The sequence below is a fragment of the Nesterenkonia sp. YGD6 genome, assembly GCF_022565895.1.
Lineage (GTDB): Bacteria > Actinomycetota > Actinomycetes > Actinomycetales > Micrococcaceae > Nesterenkonia.
The window spans coordinates 309,902-329,930 of sequence record NZ_JAJOYY010000003.1 but is presented as its reverse complement, the minus strand read 5'-3'; the positions used below and the strand labels follow the sequence as shown (position 1 = coordinate 329,930).

The following is a 20,029-nucleotide window of genomic DNA, read 5'->3' as shown; positions in this document are numbered from 1 at the left end:
CTGGCAGAGGTTCAGCGGCCCTCCACGCCGAGTGGGTGTCAGCTCCGGCGCTTAGACTGGGGCCACCATGGATTTCCTCTTCACCCCGCCGAAAGCCACACCCGCCGAACGTCTTCGCAGGCCTTCCAGCCCCAGCGCCGCAGGCAGTCCTGCCCACCAGGACGACGGCGGCGCCGCCGTCCTGCAGCAGGACCAGCCGCCAGCCGCTGAGGCCCCCGCCGACGCCGTCGCCGAGCTGAACCCGGAGCAGCAGGCGGCCGTGCTGCACTCGGGCTCCCCGCTGCTGATCGTCGCCGGCGCCGGCTCCGGCAAGACCCGGGTGCTGACCCGCCGGGTGGTGCACCTGTTGCGCAGCGGCGCTGCTCGCCCGCATGAGATCCTGGCGATCACCTTCACCAACAAGGCTGCCCGGGAGATGAAGGACCGCATCGCGGAGATGATCGGTCCACCCGCCGAACGCATGTGGATCTCCACCTTCCACTCCTCCTGCGTGCGGATCCTGCGCGCGGAGGCCGCCCACCTGGGTCGCCGAACCACCTTCACCATCTACGACAGCGCGGACTCGCTGCGGCTGATCACCACCATCGCGAAGTCCCATGACCTGGATCCGAAGCGGTTCGCCCCGCGTGCGCTGAAGAACAAGATCTCGGCGCTGAAGAACGAACTCATCGACGCCGAGGCGTTCCAGTCCACCGCGGCCCACGAGCCGTTCTCCGAAGCGGTCGCCACGGTCTACCGGGAGTACAGCGAACGGCTGCGCGCGGCGAACGCCTATGACTTCGATGACCTGCTCGCCGAGACGGTCTACATGTTCGACGCCTTCCCGCGGATCCTGGACAGCTACCGGCGGCGATTCCGGCACGTGCTGGTCGATGAGTATCAGGACACCAACCACGCCCAGTACCGGCTGGTCCGCCAGCTGACCGGCCCCACCGAGACCAGCGGGGACGCCATGGCGCAGGTCCCCACCCCCGGGGCGGAGCTGACCGTGGTCGGCGACTCGGACCAGTCCATCTATGCGTTCCGCGGTGCCGACATCCGCAACATCGTGGAATTCGCGCGCGACTACCCCGACGCCACCACGATCAAGCTGGAGCAGAACTACCGCTCCACGCAGACCATCCTCAACGCCGCCAACGCGGTGATCTCGCAGAACCCGAACCGGACCGAGAAGAAGCTCTGGACCGCGCTCGGCGAGGGCTCCCCGGTGGTGCTGCACGTGGCCCCCTCGGAGAACGACGAGGCCGAGTGGATCGCGCGCACCATCGACTCACTCGGTGACGCCGAAGGCATCAGGCCATCCGACGTCGCCGTGTTCTACCGGACCAACGCGCAGTCCCGCTCGCTGGAGGAGCGGCTGATCAACCGCGGCATTCCGTACCGGGTCATCGGCGGCACGCGGTTCTATGACCGCAAAGAGATCAAGGACGCGCTGGCCTACCTGCGGGTGGTCAACAACCCTGACGACGACGTCAATCTGCGCCGGATCCTCAACGAGCCCAAGCGCGGGATCGGGGAACGGGCCGAAGGGGCGGTGGCCACGCTGGCCACGCGTGACCGCACCACCTTCCTGGAGGCGCTGCGCCGAGCCGAGGAGGCCCCCGGGATCGCGACCCGCTCGCTCAAGGCCATCGCCTCCTTCGTGAGGATGATCGATGACCTGATCCAGCTCAACCAGGACGGTCGGCCCTCGGTGGTGCTCGAAGCCGTGCTGGAACAATCCGGCATGCTTGAAGCGCTGCGCCAGTCCAAGGACCTCCAGGACGAGTCCCGGGCGGACAACCTCGGTGAGCTGGTGGCGGTGGTCAAGGAGTACGAGACCGAGGCGGCCGCCGCAGACTCCGCACGCGACGCCGGCCAGGGGGGAGTGACGCAGGGAGAGGACCTCCTCGAGCCCGAGGTCGACTCTGCGGCGCCGGGCGAGGCAGGGTTCGTCGGCGCCGACCTGCAGGAGGGCCCCGGTGCGCTCGCGAACTTCCTGGAACAGGTCTCTCTGGTCGCGGACGCCGACGCGCTCCCCTCGGCCGGGGACGAGGAGTCCCAGCGCCTGGCCGTGGAGCAGGGCCAGGTCACCCTGATGACCCTGCACACCGCAAAGGGCCTGGAGTTCCCGGTGGTCTTCCTCACCGGCATGGAACACGGGATCTTCCCGCATTCGCGCTCGATGTCGGATCCCGAGGAGCTCGCCGAGGAGCGCCGGCTGGCCTATGTGGGGCTGACCCGCGCCCGGCAGCGGCTCTACCTCTCCCGGGCCGAGTCCCGGCACCTGTGGGGCCAGCACCAGTTCAACCCGCCGAGCCAGTTCCTCGGTGAGATCCCTGAGGAGCTCATCGAGGTCAGCGCCGCGTCCTCCACCTCCTCCCGCGGCCCTCGCTTCGGCTCGGCAGGGTTCGGATCATCTGGATTCGGCGGCTCCATCCAGGGCGGCGCCGGCAGCCTCAGCGGCGGCTGGGGCTCAGGATCGAACTCCTACAACTCCGGCGCGCCACGTTCCGGCGCGACCATCTACGGCGCGGCCGACAGCACGAAGACCTCCTCCTCGCTGCCCGGGGCCACCCGCGGCGCGGCGCCGAGCCAGGTGGATCCGGATCGTGAGATCCCCAGCCTGAGTCCCGGTGACCGAGTCAGCCACAAACGCTTCGGGCTGGGCGAGGTGCTCGCCGTCGAAGGTTCCGGGGCCAAGACCGTGGCCAAAGTGAGCTTCTCCGGGTCTGAGAAGCGACTCCTCCTGCGATATGCTCCACTGGAGAAGGTCAGCTGAGCGCTGCGCGTGAAGCGCGCGACGCCGTCGACCTTCACATGTAGAGATGACTTCGACGCAGAAGGACACACACGTGGACCTGTATGAGTACCAGGCGCGCGATCTCTTCGAGGCACACGGCGTTCCCGTGCTGGCCGGAATCGTGGCGCAGACCCCGGAAGAAGCGAAGGCGGCCGCCGAGAAGATCGGTGGCACCGTCGTCGTCAAGGCTCAGGTAAAGGTCGGAGGCCGCGGCAAAGCCGGCGGCGTCAAACTTGCCAAGAGCGCCGATGAAGCGCAGCAGCATGCTGAAGCCATTCTGGGCATGGACATCAAGGGGCACACAGTGCACCGCGTGATGATCGCCCAGGGTGCAGACATTGCAGATGAGTACTACTTCTCGATCCTGCTGGACCGAGCCAACCGCGACTACCTCGTCATGTGCTCCAAAGAGGGCGGCGTGGAGATCGAGCAGCTCGCCGTAGAGCGGCCCGAGGCACTGGCACGGGTGAGCGTGGATCCGAACACCGGCATCGATGCGGCCAAGGCCAAAGAGATCGCCGAGCAGGCAGGGTTCCCGGAAGAGCAGCATGAGCAGCTGGCTCACGCCTTCATCCAGCTGTGGACCGTCTTCTCCAAGGAGGACGCCACCCTGGTCGAGGTGAACCCGCTGGTGAAGACCGGCGACGGGCAGATCATCGCCCTCGACGGCAAGGTGACCATCGACGAGAACGCCGAGTTCCGTCAGCCGGCGCACTCGGAGCTCGTGGATGAGCAGACCGAGGACCCGCTGGAGGCCAAGGCCAAGGCCAACGACCTGAACTACGTCAAGCTTGACGGTCAGGTCGGCATCATCGGCAACGGCGCCGGTCTGGTCATGTCCACCCTCGACGTCGTCGCCTACGCGGGCGAAGCCCACGGCGGCGTGAAGCCGGCGAACTTCCTCGACATCGGCGGCGGCGCCTCGGCAGAGGTCATGGCCAACGGCCTCGACGTCATCCTCGGCGATGAGCAGGTCGAGTCCGTGTTCGTCAACGTCTTCGGCGGCATCACCTCCTGCGACGCCGTGGCCAATGGCATCGTCAAGGCACTGGAGATCCTCGGGGACTCCGCCACCAAGCCGCTCGTGGTCCGCCTCGACGGCAACAACGTGGAGGAGGGGCGCCGCATTCTGGAAGCGGCGAACCACCCGCTGGTCACCACCGCTGACACCATGGACGCCGGCGCCGACAAGGCTGCCGAACTTGCGCACTCCGCGCGGACTGACAAGTAAGGACCTGCTCACACAATGTCTATCTACCTGAACAAGGACTCGAAGGTCATCGTCCAGGGCATCACCGGCGGCGAGGGCACCAAGCACACCGCCCTGATGCTCAAAGCAGGCACCAACATCGTCGGCGGCGTCAATGCTCGCAAGGCCGGCACCGCCGTGTCCCACAAGGACAAGACCGGCAACGATGTCGAGCTGCCCGTGTTCGCCACCGTGGCCGAGGCCATGGAGAAGACCGGCGCTGACGTCTCGGTGGCCTTCGTGCCGCCGAAGTTCGCCAAGGATGCCGCCGTCGAGGCCATCGAAGCCGGCATCGGCCTGCTCGTGGTCATCACCGAGGGCATCCCGGTGCAGGACTCCGCGGAGTTCTTCAACCTCTCGCTGACCAAGACCGGTGCCGACGGCAAGCCCGTCACCCGGATCATCGGCCCGAACTGCCCCGGGATCATCACCCCGGGTCAGGCGCTGGCAGGCATCACCCCGTCCAACATCACCGAAGCCGGGCCCATCGGCCTGGTCTCGAAGTCCGGGACGCTGACCTACCAGATGATGTACGAGCTCCGCGACATCGGCTTCTCCACCTCCATCGGCATCGGCGGCGACCCGGTCATCGGGACCACCCACATCGATGCGCTGGAGGCCTTCGAGAACGATCCGGACACCAAGGCCATCGTGATGATCGGCGAGATCGGCGGCGATGCTGAAGAGCGCGCAGCCGACTACATCAAGGCGCACGTCACGAAGCCCGTCGTGGGCTACGTGGCTGGCTTCACCGCACCCGAGGGCAAGACCATGGGCCACGCCGGCGCCATCGTCTCCGGCGGCTCGGGCACGGCTGAAGGCAAGAAGGAGGCCCTCGAGGCTGCAGGCGTGAAGGTCGGCAAGACGCCGTCCGAGACCGCTTCGCTGCTTCGCGAGGTCTTCAAGGGCTGACGCTCACAGACACCGCAGCGCGGGGCCGTTCCTGATCATCAGGGACGGCCCCGTTCTGGTCTGTGCCAGGGGTCCGCGGGGCGCTGCGCAGCGGGATCACCCGGAGCGCAGCGAGCATCCCAGCGACGACGGAGGGCTCAGCCGCCCTCGGAGCCTTCGCCCAGCTCCCGCTCCGGATGCTCGCCGAAGCGGAAGTGGCGCCCGCTGATCTCTTCCGGGCGGATCCGCACGAAGAAGTCCTTGAGAGTCGGCACCCACGGCTTCAGATTCAGCTCCTCGGCGGCCTCCCGCTCTGCGGAGGTCTCCAGGCGGGCCGCCGTGCCCCGCAGCACCACCGACCAGGCCTGATCCGAGAGGATCCCGTCGGTCTCAAAGACCACGCTCTCGTTGATGGCCATCTCCGCAAGTTTCGAGCCGGGAGCGGTGCGCAGCACGATGGTGCGGTCCTGCACCGCGCAGTTGATCGGGAAGATGTCGGCCCGTCCGCCGACCACGGTGACCAGACGCCCATGCTGGACGCCTTCCAACAGGGACCAGCACTGGTCCTCGCTCAGCACCAGGATCGGTTCGCCCTCAGCGTGTTCAAACATTGCCGCCGCCTCTCAGTCGGTGATGCACTTCGCTGTGCACCCCTGAGTCTAGACCGTGTCTACATCGCGTAGAAGAGCCGGCTGCGGCGGGAGGCGGCGCCCGAGCGGGCCGCTGATGAGGCCGCCGATCAGACCAGCGTTCCGCCGAGCAGCGAGCCCAGCAGGTAGGTGACAGCGGCGGCGCCGAGGCCGATGCACAGCTGGCGCAGCCCGCGCTTGAGCGGGGAAGCCCCGGAGAGCAGCCCCACGGCTGCGCCGGTGGCGAGCAGCGCGACCCCGACCAGCGAGCTGGCGATCAGGATCGCCGTGGTCCCCTCGCTGCCCAGCAGGTAGGGCAGCACCGGGATCAGGGCGCCGACGGCGAAGAACACGAAGCTGGAGCCCGCCGCGGTCCAGGCCGAGCCCACGATGGCGTGGGAATCGATCGACTGCTCCGGATCGTGGGAGAGCTCGGGCTTGCAGTCGCAGGTGAAGACGTCGAGCCGCTCCAGCGCACGATGCTCCGCGTCGGCCTCGCTCATGCCGCGGGCCCGGTAGACCAGGATCAGCTCGTTATGGTCGAAGTCCAGGTCGGGGGCGGCGCGCAGGGTGACCTGGGTGGGGCGGGTCGCGTCGAGCAGCTCGCGCTGGCTGCGCACCGAGACGAACTCGCCGGCGGCCATCGACAGCGCCCCGGCGAGCAGCCCGGCGAGCCCGGTCAGCAGGATCACCCCGGACCCCACACCGGTGCCACCCATGCCCACGATCAGCGCGAGGTTCGAGACCAGCCCGTCATTGGCGCCGAAGACCGCGGCGCGGAAACCACCGGAGAGCTTCTCCCGACCGCGCGTGGCCAGTGCCCGGATGACCTCTTCATGGATCGCCTCATCGGCGGCCATCCGCGCAGTCGCGTCGTCATCGCCGTCATAGGGGGAGCCGCCCTCGGCGCGCTGAGCCAGCGCGAGGATGAACACCGACCCGAAGATCCGCGCCATCCAGCCCAGCAGGACCCGGTGGGCCGAGGGGGCGGGAAGCCGCTCCGCGTCGGGTCCGAGGAGATCCCGCCAATGCTGTTCATGGCGCTTCTCCGCCGCGGCCAGGCCGAGCAGGACCTGACGCTCTTCACCGCGCTTGCGCTCCGCGAGAGCGGTGTACAGCCGCCCCTCGGCCTGCTCATCGGCGAGGTATTTCCGCCAGCGACGGATCTGCCGAGTCGTCGGGCCGGCGTTCTGCGTGCGCGGTGCGCGCGACGCGGCGGCGGAATCTGCGGGCTCGCTTGGTCTCATTGGACTCAGTCTTCCCGATCTTCGCGCGTCCGGGACTCCTGAACGGCCTGTGACGAAGTTCAGGAATGGCTAAACCGACGACGCCGGGCGCTGGCCTCACTGAAGAGTCGGTGGGCCGCGGGGGAGTCCACCCCGGGGCCCAGCCCCAGATAGTCCGGGGCCAGGTGGTCAGCGGTCCCGTCGAGGTGCTCCGCATCCCCAGCGAGGGGCTCGGGGCTCCCGCCGAGGGCGAGGTAGGTGCCGCCGGCGCGACGCAGGATGAGCATCCCTGCCGCGATGTCCCAGGGCTTGGTGTCCACCCCGAGCACCACGTCATTCCATCCTGCCGCGGCATGGCAGAGCTCCAACGCTCCGGAGACCACCCGGCGGACCGTGGAGAAGCTGGTGACCATCTCCGCGAAGGCCTCCAGCGCGAGCGGCCCCTCCTGGGCCAGCACCTCCGCGGAGGGGTAGCTGGTCATCAGGTTCAGCTGCGCACCGGTGCGCGGGGCGCTGCGGGAGGCTCCCAACCGGGTCTCGGCCCGCTGGTGGCAGGAGAGGTAGGCGCCGTCATCGTCGGCGGAGAAGCTCAGCCGATTGATCGGGTCGTGGACCACACCGGCGATGACCTCGCCGGCGAAGACCGCGGCGATGGAGATCGAGAACATCGCGAAGCCGTGCGCGAAGTTGCTGGTCCCGTCGATGGGATCGATGATCCATTCCAGTGAGCCGCTGCCGCGGGCGCCTGACTCCTCCCCGGTGATCCAGGAGTCCGGGACGGCCGCGGTCAGTGCGGCGGCGAGGGCGTCCTCGGTGGCCGTGTCATGGATGGTGACCAGGTCATGGGTGCTGGTCTTGGTGCTCACTCCCATCGCCACACTTCCGGAACCAGCACCTCCGGAACCCGCACTTCCGGGGCCCGCGGTGCCAGGCTCAGGGTCGTCGGGGAGTGCGCGGAAGGCCTGCACCAGCGGGGCCCCGGCCGCCTCTGCGGCCTCCAGGGCGATCGTGCGCAGCTGGCGCGGGTCGGGGCGGGGAGCGGTGGTGTTCAGCACAGGTTCACCCTACCCACCTGCCACCTGGGAGTTGCGGCAGTGGCCCAGCGCACAAGCCGGTATGATCGAGCCGATGACGAACCCAGAGCCCACTGAGGTTATTCAGGACAACGCCGCCGTGCTATCGCACTACCGCGATCGCACCCGGAACCGGGTGATGAAGACCGAGGACGGCTGGCACCAGTTCCGGCTCGGACTCGCGCGCCGGCGCGGGCTCAATGTCACGATGCTCTCGATGACCGGCTACGGCTGTCGGCGCTGGGTCCGCGTGTTCTCCCGGGTGGTGATGGCCCCGGACTCCGATTTCGAGAACGGCCGCCGCGTGGCCAAGGTCATCGCCGACGGGGTCCGCGGCTGGCGCAACTTCGTCTCCGCCCCCGTGCCCTTTGCGGAGATCACGGTGGAGATCGCCGGCCGGGAGTTCGAGGTGGTCGCTGACCGCGGCGGGATCGTGGATGCGGTGATCAAGGTCGACCTGGAGCCGGGCTGGCAGCAGGTCACCCTGCGTGCCCCCGGAAGCGAGGCCACCACCGCCGAGGTGCACATCATCGATGATGCGACGCTCACCGGTGTGGTCTGCGACATCGACGACACCGTGGTGGTCACCACGCTCCCGAGGCCGCTGCTGGCGGCCTGGAACTCCTTCGTGCTGGACGAGCACGCCCGCACACCCACCCCCGGCATGGCGGTGATGATGGAGCGGCTGATGGTCAGCTTCCCCGGCTCCCCGGTCATCTACATCTCCACCGGTGCCTGGAACGTGGCGCAGACGCTGACCCGGTTCCTCACCCGGAACCTCTACCCGCAGGGGCCGCTGCTGCTCACCGACTGGGGCCCGACGGCGGACCGCTGGTTCCGCTCCGGCCAGCAGCACAAGGCGGAGCAGCTGGAACGCCTGGCGCAGGACTTCCCCGAGATGTCCTGGGTGCTGATCGGCGATGACGGTCAGCACGACCCCAGCATCTACGCCGACTTCGTCCGCCGCCATCCTGAACATGTCACCGCGGTGATCATCCGCGAGCTGACGTACTCCGAGGCGATGCTGGCAGGTGGCCGCGCCGAGGACCCGGTGGGCAACGATCTGCTCAACTACGGCGACCCGACCGAGCCCAACGACGCCGTCCAGCTCGCCGGGGATCGGCGGATCCCGTGGATCTACGGCCCCGACGGCAAGGACATCGCCGCGAAGCTCTCCCAGCACGGCCTTCTCTGAGGTTCAACCGGCGCTGAGGTTGAACCGGCGCTGAGCGCAGCCCTGTTCTGAGGCTCAGCTGGTCGAGGTCGCTTCGGCCGCCCAGGACTCGGAGCGCCGCGGCCGGGCGTGCATCGTGCGGACCCGTCGGTTGACCTCCACGGCGCGGGCATAGTGCCCGATCAGCTCATTGGACACCGCCTCCCAGGTGCGGCCCTGCACGCTCTCGTGCGCGCGCAGTCCGAAATCCCGGCGGGCCGCGTCATCGTTGACCAGGTGCTCCACCGCGGAGCGCAGCCCGTTCAGGTCACCGGGGCGGTAGAGCCAGCCGGTGCGTCCGACGTCGACCAGGTCCAGCGGTCCGCCCCGGCCCACCGCGACCACCGGCACCGCAGCGGCCATCGCCTCCTGGATGGTCTGGCAGAAGGTCTCGGCCTCTCCGGGGTGGACGAAGACATCCAGGCTCGCCACATGGGCGCCCAGATCATCGCCTGACTGGAAGCCGGCGAAGTGCGCGCGGGGCAGCCGCCGGCGCAGCGCATCTTCCTGCGGCCCCGAGCCGATGATCACCAGCCGGGTGCCCGGAAGCGCGTCGAGCACCGCCAGGTCCTCGATCTGTTTCTCCGAGGCCAGCCGCCCGACGAATCCGATCAGCTTCTCGCCGGTGTCTGTCCCGACAGCGCCCGGACCGGCTGCTGAGCCGTCTGGACCGGCCGCCGGGCTGCTGATCCGGGCCCGGAGCTCCGCGCTGCGCCGCTCCGGGGAGAACCGTGCGGTGTCCACGCCCCGGCGCCAGGTCTTCAGCCGTTTGATGCCGCGCCGGGTGAGCTGCTCACGGCAGAAGGAGGACGGGACCAGAGTCAGCGTGGATGAGGTGTGCATCCGGTCCACGTGCTGCCAGAGCAGCTCCGTGGCCCAGGGGAGTCCGTAGCGCGCCGCATAGGTGGGCACCTCGGTCTGGTAGATCGACACGGTGGGCACTCCCAGCGCGGCCGCCGCCTGGATCGCGCGCCAGCCGAGCACGAAGGGAGACGCCACATGGACCACGTCGGGACGGATCTGCTCGAGCAGGTGGCGGATCCGGGTCACGAAGCCCGCTGCGACCCGGACCTTCGGATAGTCCGGCAGCGGCAGCGAGGGAACCCGGATGACCGGGAAGCCTTCACAGAGCTCTCCGCCCGGGCCGCCGGACTCTGTCCGCGGGCCGGCGTCGAACATGGTGTCGGCGGGGGCGATGACGGTGACGTCATCGCCGCGGCGACGTAGGTGGGCGAGTACATGAAGCACGGAGTTCGTCACGCCGTTCATGTGGGGCAGGAATGATTCGGTCACCACGACAACTCTCACGCCCTCAGGCTAGGCAGGCCGGAGAAGCGCGGGCCGTCGTGGCCGTGACCGCACTGTGAACGCTGCTCAAACGTTTTCCCCACCAGCGGATAAGGTGACCAGGTGGAAGCACTGATCCCTCTCGCCGTCGTCGGCCTGGTCCTGCTCGCCGCAGTCATCCAACGTCTGGTGGGACTCGGCTTCGGCATGGTCATGGCCCCCTTTCTCGTCGTGCTCATCGGCGCCCACGAGGGTGTGATGCTGGTGAACTTCCTGAGCATCTTCGCGCCGATGCTGGTGCTCCCACGGATCTGGAGCGACATCGAATGGCGCAAGGTGCTCTGGCTGGGCCTGCCGGCGCTCGCAGTGATGCCGGCCGCCGCGTGGATCTCGGTGAACTCCTCGGCCGGGCCGCTCTACGTGGTGGTCGCGGCCCTGGTGATCATCGGTCTGATCACCTCGATGCTGCTGAGTCGGATCACCTTCCAGGCCGACGGCGCCACCACACGGGTGATCGCGGGCATCGGATCGGGAGCAGGCACCGTCATCGCCGGGGTCGGCGGCCCCGCGATGACGATCTACGCGGTCCTCTCGCGCTGGCCGATCATGTCGATGATCGCCACGCTGCAGCCGATCTGGATCCTGCTCTCGCTGGGCTCCTTCGGGATCAAATGGTCCTTCGACGACGGCGCGCTCCCCGGTCTGCCCTGGTGGGCCTGGGCCGGGTCCGTGGTGGCGATCGTGCTCGGGATCGTGATCGGGGAGTGGCTGCAGCGCCGCATCGACGAGGCGCTGGTGCGCCGACTCGTGCTGATCCTGGCCTTCATCGGTTCGATCATGGCGCTGATCACAGGTCTGCGACTGATGTTCGGCTGAGGCCTGTTGCTCCAGCCGAAGACCGGTCCCTGCTGGCACGATAGGACCGATGGCCACCACCGACACCGAACCCAGCGCCGCCGCGACTCCAGCAGCGAAGCCGCCGACCCGCACCCGGCGTCGATTCAGCCTGCCCGCCCCTCCGCTGTGGCTCATCGGGCTGGTCGAGGCCGCGCAGATCCTGCTGATCACGATCCTGCTGGTGGGGCTGCCGGTGCTCGTGATGAGCCTCGCGGGGGGCTTCTCCGCGTTCAACCCGAACTTCGTGGTATCCCTGGCGGCGCAGGTGTGGCTGGTGCTGCACGGCACCCCCGTGGAACTGGTGATCACCCTCGACCCCGGCGCCCTGGGCGGGGCCCTGGAAGTCCCCGGCGGGGGCTGGTTCCACCTGGTGCCGCTGGGCCTGACGCTGATCCCGCTGTGGCTGGGCTGGCGGGCCGGCGGGCGGATCGCCCGCGGCTCCTATTCAGATCAGCTCTGGCAGGGGCTGCTTCCGCTGATCCTCGGATACGCGGCCGGCGCGGCCGGGATCGCCTGGGTGGCCCAGGCCGCGACCTTCCAGGTGATGCCCTGGCTGGCGGCGCTCTGCGCCGCGGTGCTGATGAGTCTGGCGGCGCTCGCCGGCTGCTACGCCGAGGCGCGCAGCGCGGCGCGGATGATCGGCACGGACCTGGAGGCTCGGATCGACGAGCTGTCTCAGCGGCTGCGCTGGGCCGGGTCCTACGCCTGGGCTGTGGGCCGGGCCGGCCTGGTCGGCTTCGTCGCCGCCTGCGGACTGGCGGCGCTGCTGCTGGCCGGGCAGCTGGGCGTGCAGTGGATGCAGATCGCGAACGTCTATGAGCAGCTGAACCCGGGGATCGCAGGTGTCCTCGGGCTGACCATTCTGCATCTGGGTCTGGCTCCGAACCTCATCCTCTGGGCACTGGCCTACTCCACCGGGTCCGGCTTCGCGCTGGGCTCAGGATCGCTGGTCTCTCCGCTGGGCACCGAGCTGGGCGCCGTGCCGGCGGTGCCGGTGCTCGCCGCGCTGCCGGTGGAGGCCCACCCGTACGGGCTCTTCGTGCTGGGTCTGCCGGTGCTCGCCGGTGTGCTCGCCGGCTGGTGGCTCATGCGTGAGGGGGAGAACCATCTGGACGACTGGTTCACGCTGCGGATCTCCTGGCGTCCACTGGCGGCGGTGCTGTCCACCCTCTCGCTCGGAGTCCTCACCGGACTGGTCACCGCCCTGCTGGCGGTGGGGCCGCTGTGGCTCTCGCACATCTCGCTGGGGGTGGGACGGATGACCGACATCGGTCCGCACGCGCTGCTCAGCGCTGGGATGCTCGGAGTCTGGGTCGCTCTCGGCGCCATCCTCGGCTACAGCGTCTCGGTGGCGGGGCAGAGGCTCCGCCGCCGCACCACAGGCTGAGCAGAGCTGCCCGAGGCTCGAGCGAGGATCGTCCGAGACGCACCCGAGCCCGGCGGGTCTGTTCTGACTCTCAGCGCCCGAAACCGGGGATCGAGCTCATCATGCCGTCCTCGTATTCGAGCAGACACCGGTCCATCGAGCGTTCGGTCAGCGCGCTGGCCTTGCAGTCATCGAAGTCCACCGTGGCCTGCCAGAAGATGGCCTGCGAGCCGGCGGTGAAGGTGAAGATCCCGCAGCACAGCAGAGCCGCGATCGCGCTGACGTGCATCATCACCGGAAGCCGCCTGCGAAAGCATTGGACCAGCAGGATGATCCCGCCGGCGAAGCCGACCAGGCCCGCCACCACTGCCAGCAGCCGCCAGGGCAGCGGCAGCTGCAGACCCAGATAGCTCAGCAGCAGGGCCAGCACGAGCCACCCGGTGAAGCGGCCATAGAAGCGGAATGTCGACTCATCAAGGTCAGTGGCGCGGCTCCGGCCTGGTGATGGGGTGCTCATGGTCCACCACCCTATCCGGGTCCCTGCACGGGTCGGGACTGCCGAGGCGAAGAACCGGCAGTAGGCTGGCGGTCATGCGAATAGTGGTCCTGGTCTCCGGTTCGGGGACGAATCTCCAAGCCGTCATCGACGCTGTGCAGGGCGGTGAGCTGGACCTCGAGATCGCGGCCGTAGGGTCCGAGGTCCCCGACTGCGGCGGGCTCGTCCGGGCGACGACGGCGCAGATCCCCACCTTCGCGGTGCCGCTGGTCAAGGGCGGGGACCGCTCCGCGTGGAACATGGAACTGGCGGATGCCGTCCGCGCCCACACTCCTGATCTGGTGGTCTCCAGCGGATTCATGCGGATACTGGGCACCGAGTTCCTCGCGAACGCAGGCGCTGCGATCATCAACACCCATCCGGCGCTGCTGCCGAGCTTCCCCGGTGCACACGCGGTGCGCGACGCCCTGGCCCACGGGGTCAAGGTCACCGGCTGCACCGTGCATCAGGTCGACGCCGGGGTGGACACCGGGCCGATCCTCGCCCAGGAGGCCGTGCGGGTCCGCGAGGACGATGACCAGGACTCGCTGCACGAGCGGATCAAGGTGCACGAGCGACGGCTGCTGGTGGACACGCTCGCCGGCATCAGCTCCGGGACGATCACCGTGGGGTAGATCCTCCATACGGGTTGTCCTGCGGCGGGCCCTGCTGATGGGGGTTCTGCTGGTAGGGGCCCTGCTGTTGGGAGGGGCTCTGCTGCTGGTACGGGTCAGGCTGCTGGGGCGCCCAGCCCTGAGGGTTCTGCGGGCCATGCTGACCTGGACCGCCATAGGGGTTCCCGGGCCGCGAGAATTCCTTCCAGGCCTTGCGATCGCGCACGTAGGCATTGCTGGCGGGCAGCCAGAGCGCCACGATGGCGGCGAGGCTCAGTCCGGTCACGATCAGGTTCTCGGGGCCGAAGAGAATCATGAACACGCTGCCGGCGAGGAAGATCGTGGCCAGGATCCGCCCGACATTGCCCGTCATGGTGCCGACGAAGGCGAAGACCGTGTAGAGCACAGCCAAGATGATCCCGCCCAGCAGCACCATGACTCCGAGCCCGAGCATCAGGTCCTGGACGCTGAGCTCCTCGGCACCCGGGCCCTGCTGGACCTGGGACTCCTCCGCCACCTGGGTCCAGAACGGATCGATGTCCTGCGGGTCCATCGAGGTGAAGTCCAGGAAGCTCAATATGCTCAGCGTGAGGGTCGCGGCGCCGGCCAGGAGCATCAGCACCATGGCCAGGATCAGCGTCAGCGGACGCTTCGGCTTCCGGGTGGGGACAGCCCCCGGCCCGTGCCCGCCGCCGGGGTGCTGGCCATAGCCGGGCTGGAGCTGCCCCTGCGTCGTTCCGTAGCCGAACTGACCACCACCGGGCTGACCATAATTCGACTGGCCGTAGCTTGCCTGGCCGGAGCTGGGGGGCTGGCCGTAGCCGGCCGACTCGCCATACCCGGCAGACCGCCCGTACCCCGGGGACTGTCCCCGGCCAGGATCCGAGCCCTGTCCGGGCTCCTGATGCGGGACAGAGCCCTCTGGTCGGCGCTGACCCCAGCGGGGCTGCTCCGGGGGGCGATTCTCTTCCGGTGTGCTGCTCATGCTGTCCCTCCTCTGCGCCCGGTCCTGGTCAGCACGCTGGGCACCTATAAGACCCGCGGCGCTGCCACGGTCCGATCTCAGCACTACTGTATCGGCGGCCAGGTTCGCACCCCACCCTGGGTGCTCCCGCAAGTGCGGCGGCCGCGCAGATCTCTGCAAGACTGTGCCCCATGAAACCTCGGGACATCACGGATCCACTCAGCGCGCCACAGGCCGGCTCCACCGTGCACCTGGTGCGCCACGGCGAGGTCCACAATCCAGGCAGGGTCCTCTACGGACGGCTGCCCGGTTTCGGTCTTTCTGAGCTGGGCCAGCAGATGGCGGAGGGGATCGCCGACTACTTCCAACAGCGGGCCGCGGCCGGCCGGCCGGTTCACATGCTCGCCGCGTCGCCGCTGCAGCGGGCGCAGGAGACGGTGACCCCGATCTCCGCACGTCTGGGACTTCCCGTCACCGTGGAGGAGAGGGTGCTCGAGGCCGAGAACGCCTTCGAAGGACTCTCCGAGGTGAAACAGCAGCTGAAGAACCCACGCTGGTGGCCGCTGCTGATCAACCCGCTGCGACCCTCTTGGGGTGAGCCGTACACGTCCCAGGTCAACCGGGTGCTCGCCGCGGTGAAGGACCTCTCCGACCAGGCCGTCGCCGCCCATGGCGACGGGGCCGAGGTGGTCGTCGTCTCCCATCAGCTGCCGATCTGGGTGACCCGGCTCTGGGCCGAGGGCCGCCCGCTCTTCCACGACCCGCGCGACCGCGAGTGCTCGCTGACCTCGGTGACCTCGCTGCACATCGGCCCTGGCGGTGTGGAGTCCGTCAGCTACGCCGAGCCCAACCGCGAGCTGCTCAAGGACGCCACGAACCTCCCCGGCGCCTGACCGGCGCCGGGCTCGCGCCTGACTCAGCGTCCAATCCCTCCGCCAGGCACCGCTGTGTGACTTATGGCCCCGGCAGCACTTCTACGGACTGTAGAATTAGTGCTCGGCTGACCCTGACTCCCTCTTCAGATCTGGACACCGCAGCGCATGACCGTCTTCAACAAGCGAACCTCCCGGACATCCCGCCTCCGCGCCCTGGCCGCAGTGGGCCTGGCCTCGGCCCTGGCGCTCGCAGGATGCAGCTCCGCCAATGATGAGCTGAGCCAGCGCGCCGCGAACGACGGGACCAACTACGTCGCCGGCGACGGCTCGGTCAAAGAGCTGGCCGCCGAAGACCGCGGCGAACCGGTGCAGTTTGAGTCCACGCTCTTCGACGGCTCCGCCGTAGGCCCCGAGCGCTGGGAGGGCGAGGTCACCGTGATCAACTTCTGGTACGCCGCCTGCGCCCCCTGCCGCGTGGAGGCCCCCGACCTGGCCGACCTCGACGAGGAGTTCACCGACGAGGGTGTGCAGTTCTACGGGGTCAACACCCGCGACACCCAGCCGACCGCCGAGGCCTTCGAGCGCACCTTCGGCATCGAATACCCCTCTATGGAGGACCGCAGCGGTGAGGTCATGCTCGCGATGACCGACTATGTGCCGCCCTCGGCGGTGCCCACCACGCTTGTGCTGGACAAGCAGGGCCGGGTCTCCGCGCGGATCCTGGGGATCGCCGAGCCCGGCACGCTGCGCGCGCTGATCAACTCCGCCCTGGACGAAGACGCCGACGCCGCCGCGTCTGAGGCCGCAGCCTCCAGCCTCGCCGCGCCGGAGCCAGCGCAGCAGTGATGGACACTCTGTTCCTCGCGGCGCCGCTGGCCGGCACCGCCGACAACCGCTTCGCCGAGATCGTCTTCGACGGTTCACTGCTGATCTCTGCCCCGGTGGCTCTGCTCGCCGGGCTGGTCTCCTTCCTCTCACCCTGCGTCCTGCCGCTGGTGCCCGGCTATCTGGGTTACGTCACCGGACTCTCCGGCGTTGAGCTGCACGAGCGGCGCAGATCACGGATGGTCCTCGGCGCGTCGCTCTTCGTGCTGGGCTTCTCCGTCGTGTTCGTGCTCATCGGGGTGGTCTTCACCCAGGCGATCGTCTGGCTCCGCGTGGATGGGGGCTGGCTGACCCAGGTGCTGGGCGGCGTCGTCGTGATCATGGGGCTGGTCTTCATGGGCGCCTTCACCTTCTTCCAGCGCGAGCGCAAGATCGAGCGCCGCCCGCCGGACGGGCTGCTCGGCGCGCCGCTGCTGGGCGCCACCTTCGGCATCGGCTGGGCGCCTTGCATCGGCCCCACCCTGGCCGCTGTGCTCGCCCTGGCCACGCCGATGGGGGGAGATCCGGGCCGCGGAGCCTTCCTGATGTTCATCTACTGCCTGGGACTCGGGATCCCGTTCATCCTGATCAGCATGGGTCTCAAGCGCGGGATGACCACCCTGCAGTTCTTCACGCGGCACAAGGTCGCCGTGATGCGCTTCGGCGGTGCCGTGCTGATCCTGGTCGGGCTGCTGATGCTCTCCGGGATCTGGAACACCTGGGTCTATGCCCTGCAGGACTGGTTCGCCAATGAAGTGAGGCTGCCCATCTGATGGCGGAAAAACGAGAGAACACCTATATGCCGGCCGGGCACCGCGACGCGCCCGAGGCCGCCGAGAACGACCCGCGCAGCCCGTCAGGCGGAAAGACCCAGGTCACCACCCCGGCACTGGGCCCCAAGGGCATGCTGCGCTGGGCCTGGACCCAGCTGACCTCGATGCGCACCGCGCTGATGCTGCTGCTGCTGCTCGCCGTGGCCGCCGTGCCCGGATCGATATTCCCGCAGCGGGTGCAGGACTCCTTCGCGGTGGCCACCTGGATCGAGGACAACCCCGGGGTCGGGGAGGTGCTGGACTTCCTGCAGTTCTTCGACGTCTATTCCTCCATCTGGTTCTCCGCGATCTATCTGCTGCTGTTCATCTCACTCATCGGCTGCATCCTGCCGCGCGCGAAGAAGCACTGGCAGCAGATCACCTCCGCGCCGCCGCGCACCCCGCGCCGGCTCGAGCGCCTCCCGGAGTCAGGGGCGCTGGAGCTGCAGTCCAGCGCCGCCGGCGACGCCCAGGACGGACCTGCTCCGGATGAGGCCCTGCAGGACGCGGCAGCGATCCTCAAGTCCCGGCGCTACCGGGTCGAGGTCCGCGACACCTCGGTGGGCGCCGAGAAGGGTTACCTCAAGGAGACCGGGAACCTGCTCTTCCACGTGGCGCTGGTCGGTGTGCTGATCTGCGTGGCGCTGGGCTCGATGTTCAGCTACCGCGGACAGAAGATCCTGGTGGAGGACGAGAGCTTCGTCAACGCTCTGGTCGCCTATGACAACTTCTACCCCGGTGCGTACTTCAGCGAGGACCAGATGCAGCCCTTCTCGGTCCGGCTCGACGCCTTCGAGCGGGTCTTCGACCGGGAATCGACCACCCACTTCGGCCAGGCCCTGGACTTCACCGCCGATGTCACCACCCGGCTCGGCTCGGACGGGGAGCCGCAGACCGAGGAGCTCAAGGTCAACCAGCCGCTGACCATGGACGGCGTCCGCGTCTTCCTGGTCGGCAACGGCTACGCCCCCGAGGTCACGGTGCGCGACGGCGACGGCGAGGTCGCCTTCTCCGGCCCGGTGGTCACCCGTCCGGAGGATGAGGTCTACACCTCCATGGCGGTGATCAAGGCGCCCGACGCCTCCCCCGAGCAGCTCGGCTTCGTCGGCCTGTTCCTACCCACCTCGCAGGACGCCGGCGACGGCCTCGCCGTCTCCGTGGACCCCGAGCTGGGCAACCCGGAGCTGCAGCTGAACTCCTACTACGGCGACCTCGGTCTCGATGACGGGCTCGCGCAGAACGTCTACGTGCTCGACACAGAATCCCTGGAGACGCTGAACTCCCGTGAGCTCGACGTCGGCGGCATCGTGCTCTCCCCGGGTGAGACCCACGAACTCCCCGAAGGCATGGGCTCGATCAGCTTCGACGGGGTCCAGGACTACATCGCGGTCGACATCCACTACAACCCGGCGCAGCAGGGAGTGCTGATCTTCGCGCTGACCGCCCTCGGCGGCCTGGTGCTCTCACTGTTCCTGCGCCGCCGTCGCGCCTGGGTGACCGTGGAGACCACATCCGTCGGGCGCACCCTGGTGCGCTACGGCCTGCTTTCCCGCGGCGAGGACTTTCGACTGCGAGATGAGAACATTGCCCTGCGCACCCAGTTCGAGAAGAAGTGGCCGGTGCGCGCCCCAGAGAAGGAATCCTGATGCAATCCATCAATATGGAACTGGCGCAGTACAGCGAACTGTTCATGCTGATCGCCGCGTTCATCTACACTGCCGCGTTCATGCTCTTCGCGGTCGACATGATCCGCAGCTCCGCGACGATCCGCCGGGTGGAGGATGAGCTGGCGGCAGAGAACGCCGCCGAGCGCGAGCTCGTCGGGGCAGAATCTTCGACAGGCGCAGCAGCGGGCGCCGGCACCGGGGCTGGCGCCGACCAGCCGGTGGCGGCCGCCCCCGCCGATGAGCTGGTCGACGACGGGATGGCCTACCTGGGCACGCCTCGCCCGTTCGCCAATGTCGCGGTCGCCCTCACAGTCCTGGCAGTGGCCGCGCACACCTTCGCTGTGGCTGCCCGCGGCATCGCCGCCAACCGGGTGCCCTGGGCGAACATGTACGAATTCCTGGCCACCGGCGCGCTGGTGGTCGCCGCGGTCTATCTGCTGGTGCTCACCCGCAAGGATGTCCGTTTCCTGGGGACCTTCGCACTGGGCCTCGTGGTCACCATGATGGCCGCGGCCACCATCGGGTTCCCGACACCGCTGGCACATGTCCAGCCCGCGCTGCAGACCCCATGGATCGCGATCCACGTCTCGCTTGCGGTGCTCGCGATCTCGCTGTTCACGCTGACCTTCGCGATGAACGTGCTGCAGCTGATCCAGCACCGGCGCGAGCTCGCACAGGCCGCTGGGGAGACCACCAGGCGCAGCGGCTGGCAGTTCCTGCGGCTGGTGCCCTCGGCGACCTCCCTGGAGAACTGGGCCTACCGGATGAACGCCGTGGGGTTCGTGTTCTGGACCCTCGGCCCGCTGATCACCGGCGCGATCTGGGCCGAAGAGGCCTGGGGCCGGTACTGGGGCTGGGACGTCAAAGAGGTCTGGACCTTCGTGATCTGGGTGGTCTACGCCGGTTACCTCCACGCCCGCGCCACCCGCGGCTGGACCGGCAACCGCGCGGCCTGGCTCTCGATCATCGGCTACGGCTGCATCATCTTCAACTACGCCGTGGTCAACATCTACTTCCCCGGACTGCACTCCTACGCGGGCCTGCCGGAGTAGGACGGCCGACCAGAGCAGGTCGGCCTGCCGGAT

At 68.6% G+C, this 20,029-nt stretch carries 18 protein-coding genes; 12 read left to right on the top strand and 6 right to left on the bottom strand.

The window, feature by feature from the left end; genetic code table 11:
* Positions 1–67: 67 nt before the first annotated feature.
* The 3 genes from LTI14_RS06820 to sucD all read left to right on the top strand — a co-directional run bounded on the left by LTI14_RS06820 (position 68) and on the right by sucD (position 4,943).
* Positions 68–2,761 carry an ATP-dependent helicase gene (locus LTI14_RS06820; protein WP_241476110.1) on the top strand — a complete coding sequence of 898 codons (2,694 nt, stop codon included), beginning with the start codon at positions 68–70 and terminating at the stop codon, positions 2,759–2,761.
* Between the two features lie 73 nt (positions 2,762–2,834).
* Positions 2,835–4,013 carry an ADP-forming succinate--CoA ligase subunit beta gene (sucC, locus tag LTI14_RS06815; protein WP_241470679.1) on the top strand — a complete coding sequence of 393 codons (1,179 nt, stop codon included), beginning with the start codon at positions 2,835–2,837 and terminating at the stop codon, positions 4,011–4,013.
* Positions 4,014–4,028: 15 nt separating this feature from the next.
* Positions 4,029–4,943: a succinate--CoA ligase subunit alpha gene (gene sucD, locus LTI14_RS06810; RefSeq protein ID WP_241470627.1), complete on the top strand. Its 915-nt coding sequence runs from the start codon at positions 4,029–4,031 to the stop codon at positions 4,941–4,943.
* 137 nt (positions 4,944–5,080) lie between these two features.
* Here the strand turns inward: sucD and LTI14_RS06805 are convergent, their stop codons facing one another.
* The 3 genes from LTI14_RS06805 to LTI14_RS06795 all read right to left on the bottom strand — a co-directional run bounded on the left by LTI14_RS06805 (position 5,081) and on the right by LTI14_RS06795 (position 7,832).
* On the bottom strand, positions 5,081–5,533 hold the full coding sequence (locus LTI14_RS06805) for a pyridoxamine 5'-phosphate oxidase family protein (RefSeq protein ID WP_241465493.1): 453 nt from the start codon (positions 5,531–5,533) through the stop codon (positions 5,081–5,083).
* 128 nt (positions 5,534–5,661) lie between these two features.
* Positions 5,662–6,798: a VIT1/CCC1 transporter family protein gene (locus LTI14_RS06800; protein WP_241465492.1), complete on the bottom strand. Its 1,137-nt coding sequence runs from the start codon at positions 6,796–6,798 to the stop codon at positions 5,662–5,664.
* Positions 6,799–6,857: 59 nt separating this feature from the next.
* Positions 6,858–7,832: an inositol monophosphatase family protein gene (locus LTI14_RS06795; protein WP_241476109.1), complete on the bottom strand. Its 975-nt coding sequence runs from the start codon at positions 7,830–7,832 to the stop codon at positions 6,858–6,860.
* Positions 7,833–7,905: 73 nt separating this feature from the next.
* On the opposite strand from LTI14_RS06795, the gene LTI14_RS06790 reads away from it, so the two are divergent.
* On the top strand, positions 7,906–9,045 hold the full coding sequence (locus tag LTI14_RS06790) for an App1 family protein (RefSeq protein ID WP_241465490.1): 1,140 nt from the start codon (positions 7,906–7,908) through the stop codon (positions 9,043–9,045).
* 54 nt (positions 9,046–9,099) lie between these two features.
* Here LTI14_RS06790 and LTI14_RS06785 read toward each other — a convergent pair whose 3' ends face one another.
* Positions 9,100–10,371, bottom strand: a complete 1,272-nt coding sequence (locus LTI14_RS06785; RefSeq protein ID WP_241470625.1) for a glycosyltransferase family 4 protein — start codon at positions 10,369–10,371, stop codon at positions 9,100–9,102.
* A gap of 102 nt (positions 10,372–10,473) precedes the next feature.
* Between LTI14_RS06785 and LTI14_RS06780 the strand changes: the two genes are divergently transcribed.
* Positions 10,474–11,226 carry a TSUP family transporter gene (locus LTI14_RS06780; RefSeq protein ID WP_241465488.1) on the top strand — a complete coding sequence of 251 codons (753 nt, stop codon included), beginning with the start codon at positions 10,474–10,476 and terminating at the stop codon, positions 11,224–11,226.
* A gap of 49 nt (positions 11,227–11,275) precedes the next feature.
* Entirely contained in the window at positions 11,276–12,634 is a 1,359-nt protein-coding gene (locus tag LTI14_RS06775) for a cell division protein PerM (protein ID WP_241470624.1), read from the top strand.
* A 70-nt stretch (positions 12,635–12,704) separates the two neighbouring features.
* Here LTI14_RS06775 and LTI14_RS06770 read toward each other — a convergent pair whose 3' ends face one another.
* Entirely contained in the window at positions 12,705–13,130 is a 426-nt protein-coding gene (locus LTI14_RS06770) for a hypothetical protein (protein ID WP_241465486.1), read from the bottom strand.
* 74 nt (positions 13,131–13,204) lie between these two features.
* Between LTI14_RS06770 and purN the strand changes: the two genes are divergently transcribed.
* Positions 13,205–13,783: a phosphoribosylglycinamide formyltransferase gene (gene purN / locus LTI14_RS06765; RefSeq protein WP_241470623.1), complete on the top strand. Its 579-nt coding sequence runs from the start codon at positions 13,205–13,207 to the stop codon at positions 13,781–13,783.
* Here the strand turns inward: purN and LTI14_RS06760 are convergent.
* Positions 13,770–14,747, bottom strand: coding sequence for a hypothetical protein (locus tag LTI14_RS06760; protein ID WP_241476108.1), 978 nt, complete (start codon positions 14,745–14,747; stop codon positions 13,770–13,772). The genes purN and LTI14_RS06760 overlap by 14 nt on opposite strands.
* Before the next feature lie 170 nt (positions 14,748–14,917).
* Here LTI14_RS06760 and LTI14_RS06755 point away from each other — a divergent pair, with 170 nt between their 5' ends.
* The 5 genes from LTI14_RS06755 to ccsB all read left to right on the top strand — a co-directional run bounded on the left by LTI14_RS06755 (position 14,918) and on the right by ccsB (position 19,996).
* Entirely contained in the window at positions 14,918–15,619 is a 702-nt protein-coding gene (locus LTI14_RS06755; protein ID WP_241476107.1) for a histidine phosphatase family protein, read from the top strand.
* A 147-nt stretch (positions 15,620–15,766) separates the two neighbouring features.
* Complete coding sequence (locus tag LTI14_RS06750; protein WP_241470620.1) at positions 15,767–16,447, top strand: TlpA family protein disulfide reductase; 681 nt, start codon at positions 15,767–15,769, stop codon at positions 16,445–16,447.
* Positions 16,447–17,238, top strand: coding sequence for a cytochrome c biogenesis CcdA family protein (locus tag LTI14_RS06745; protein ID WP_241465481.1), 792 nt, complete (start codon positions 16,447–16,449; stop codon positions 17,236–17,238). Before LTI14_RS06750 ends, LTI14_RS06745 begins: the two co-directional genes overlap by 1 nt.
* Positions 17,238–18,923: a cytochrome c biogenesis protein ResB gene (gene resB, locus LTI14_RS06740; protein ID WP_446740380.1), complete on the top strand. Its 1,686-nt coding sequence runs from the start codon at positions 17,238–17,240 to the stop codon at positions 18,921–18,923. Before LTI14_RS06745 ends, resB begins: the two co-directional genes overlap by 1 nt.
* Positions 18,923–19,996, top strand: coding sequence for a c-type cytochrome biogenesis protein CcsB (gene ccsB / locus LTI14_RS06735; protein WP_241470619.1), 1,074 nt, complete (start codon positions 18,923–18,925; stop codon positions 19,994–19,996). Before resB ends, ccsB begins: the two co-directional genes overlap by 1 nt.
* The last annotated feature ends 33 nt before the right edge of the window (positions 19,997–20,029 follow it).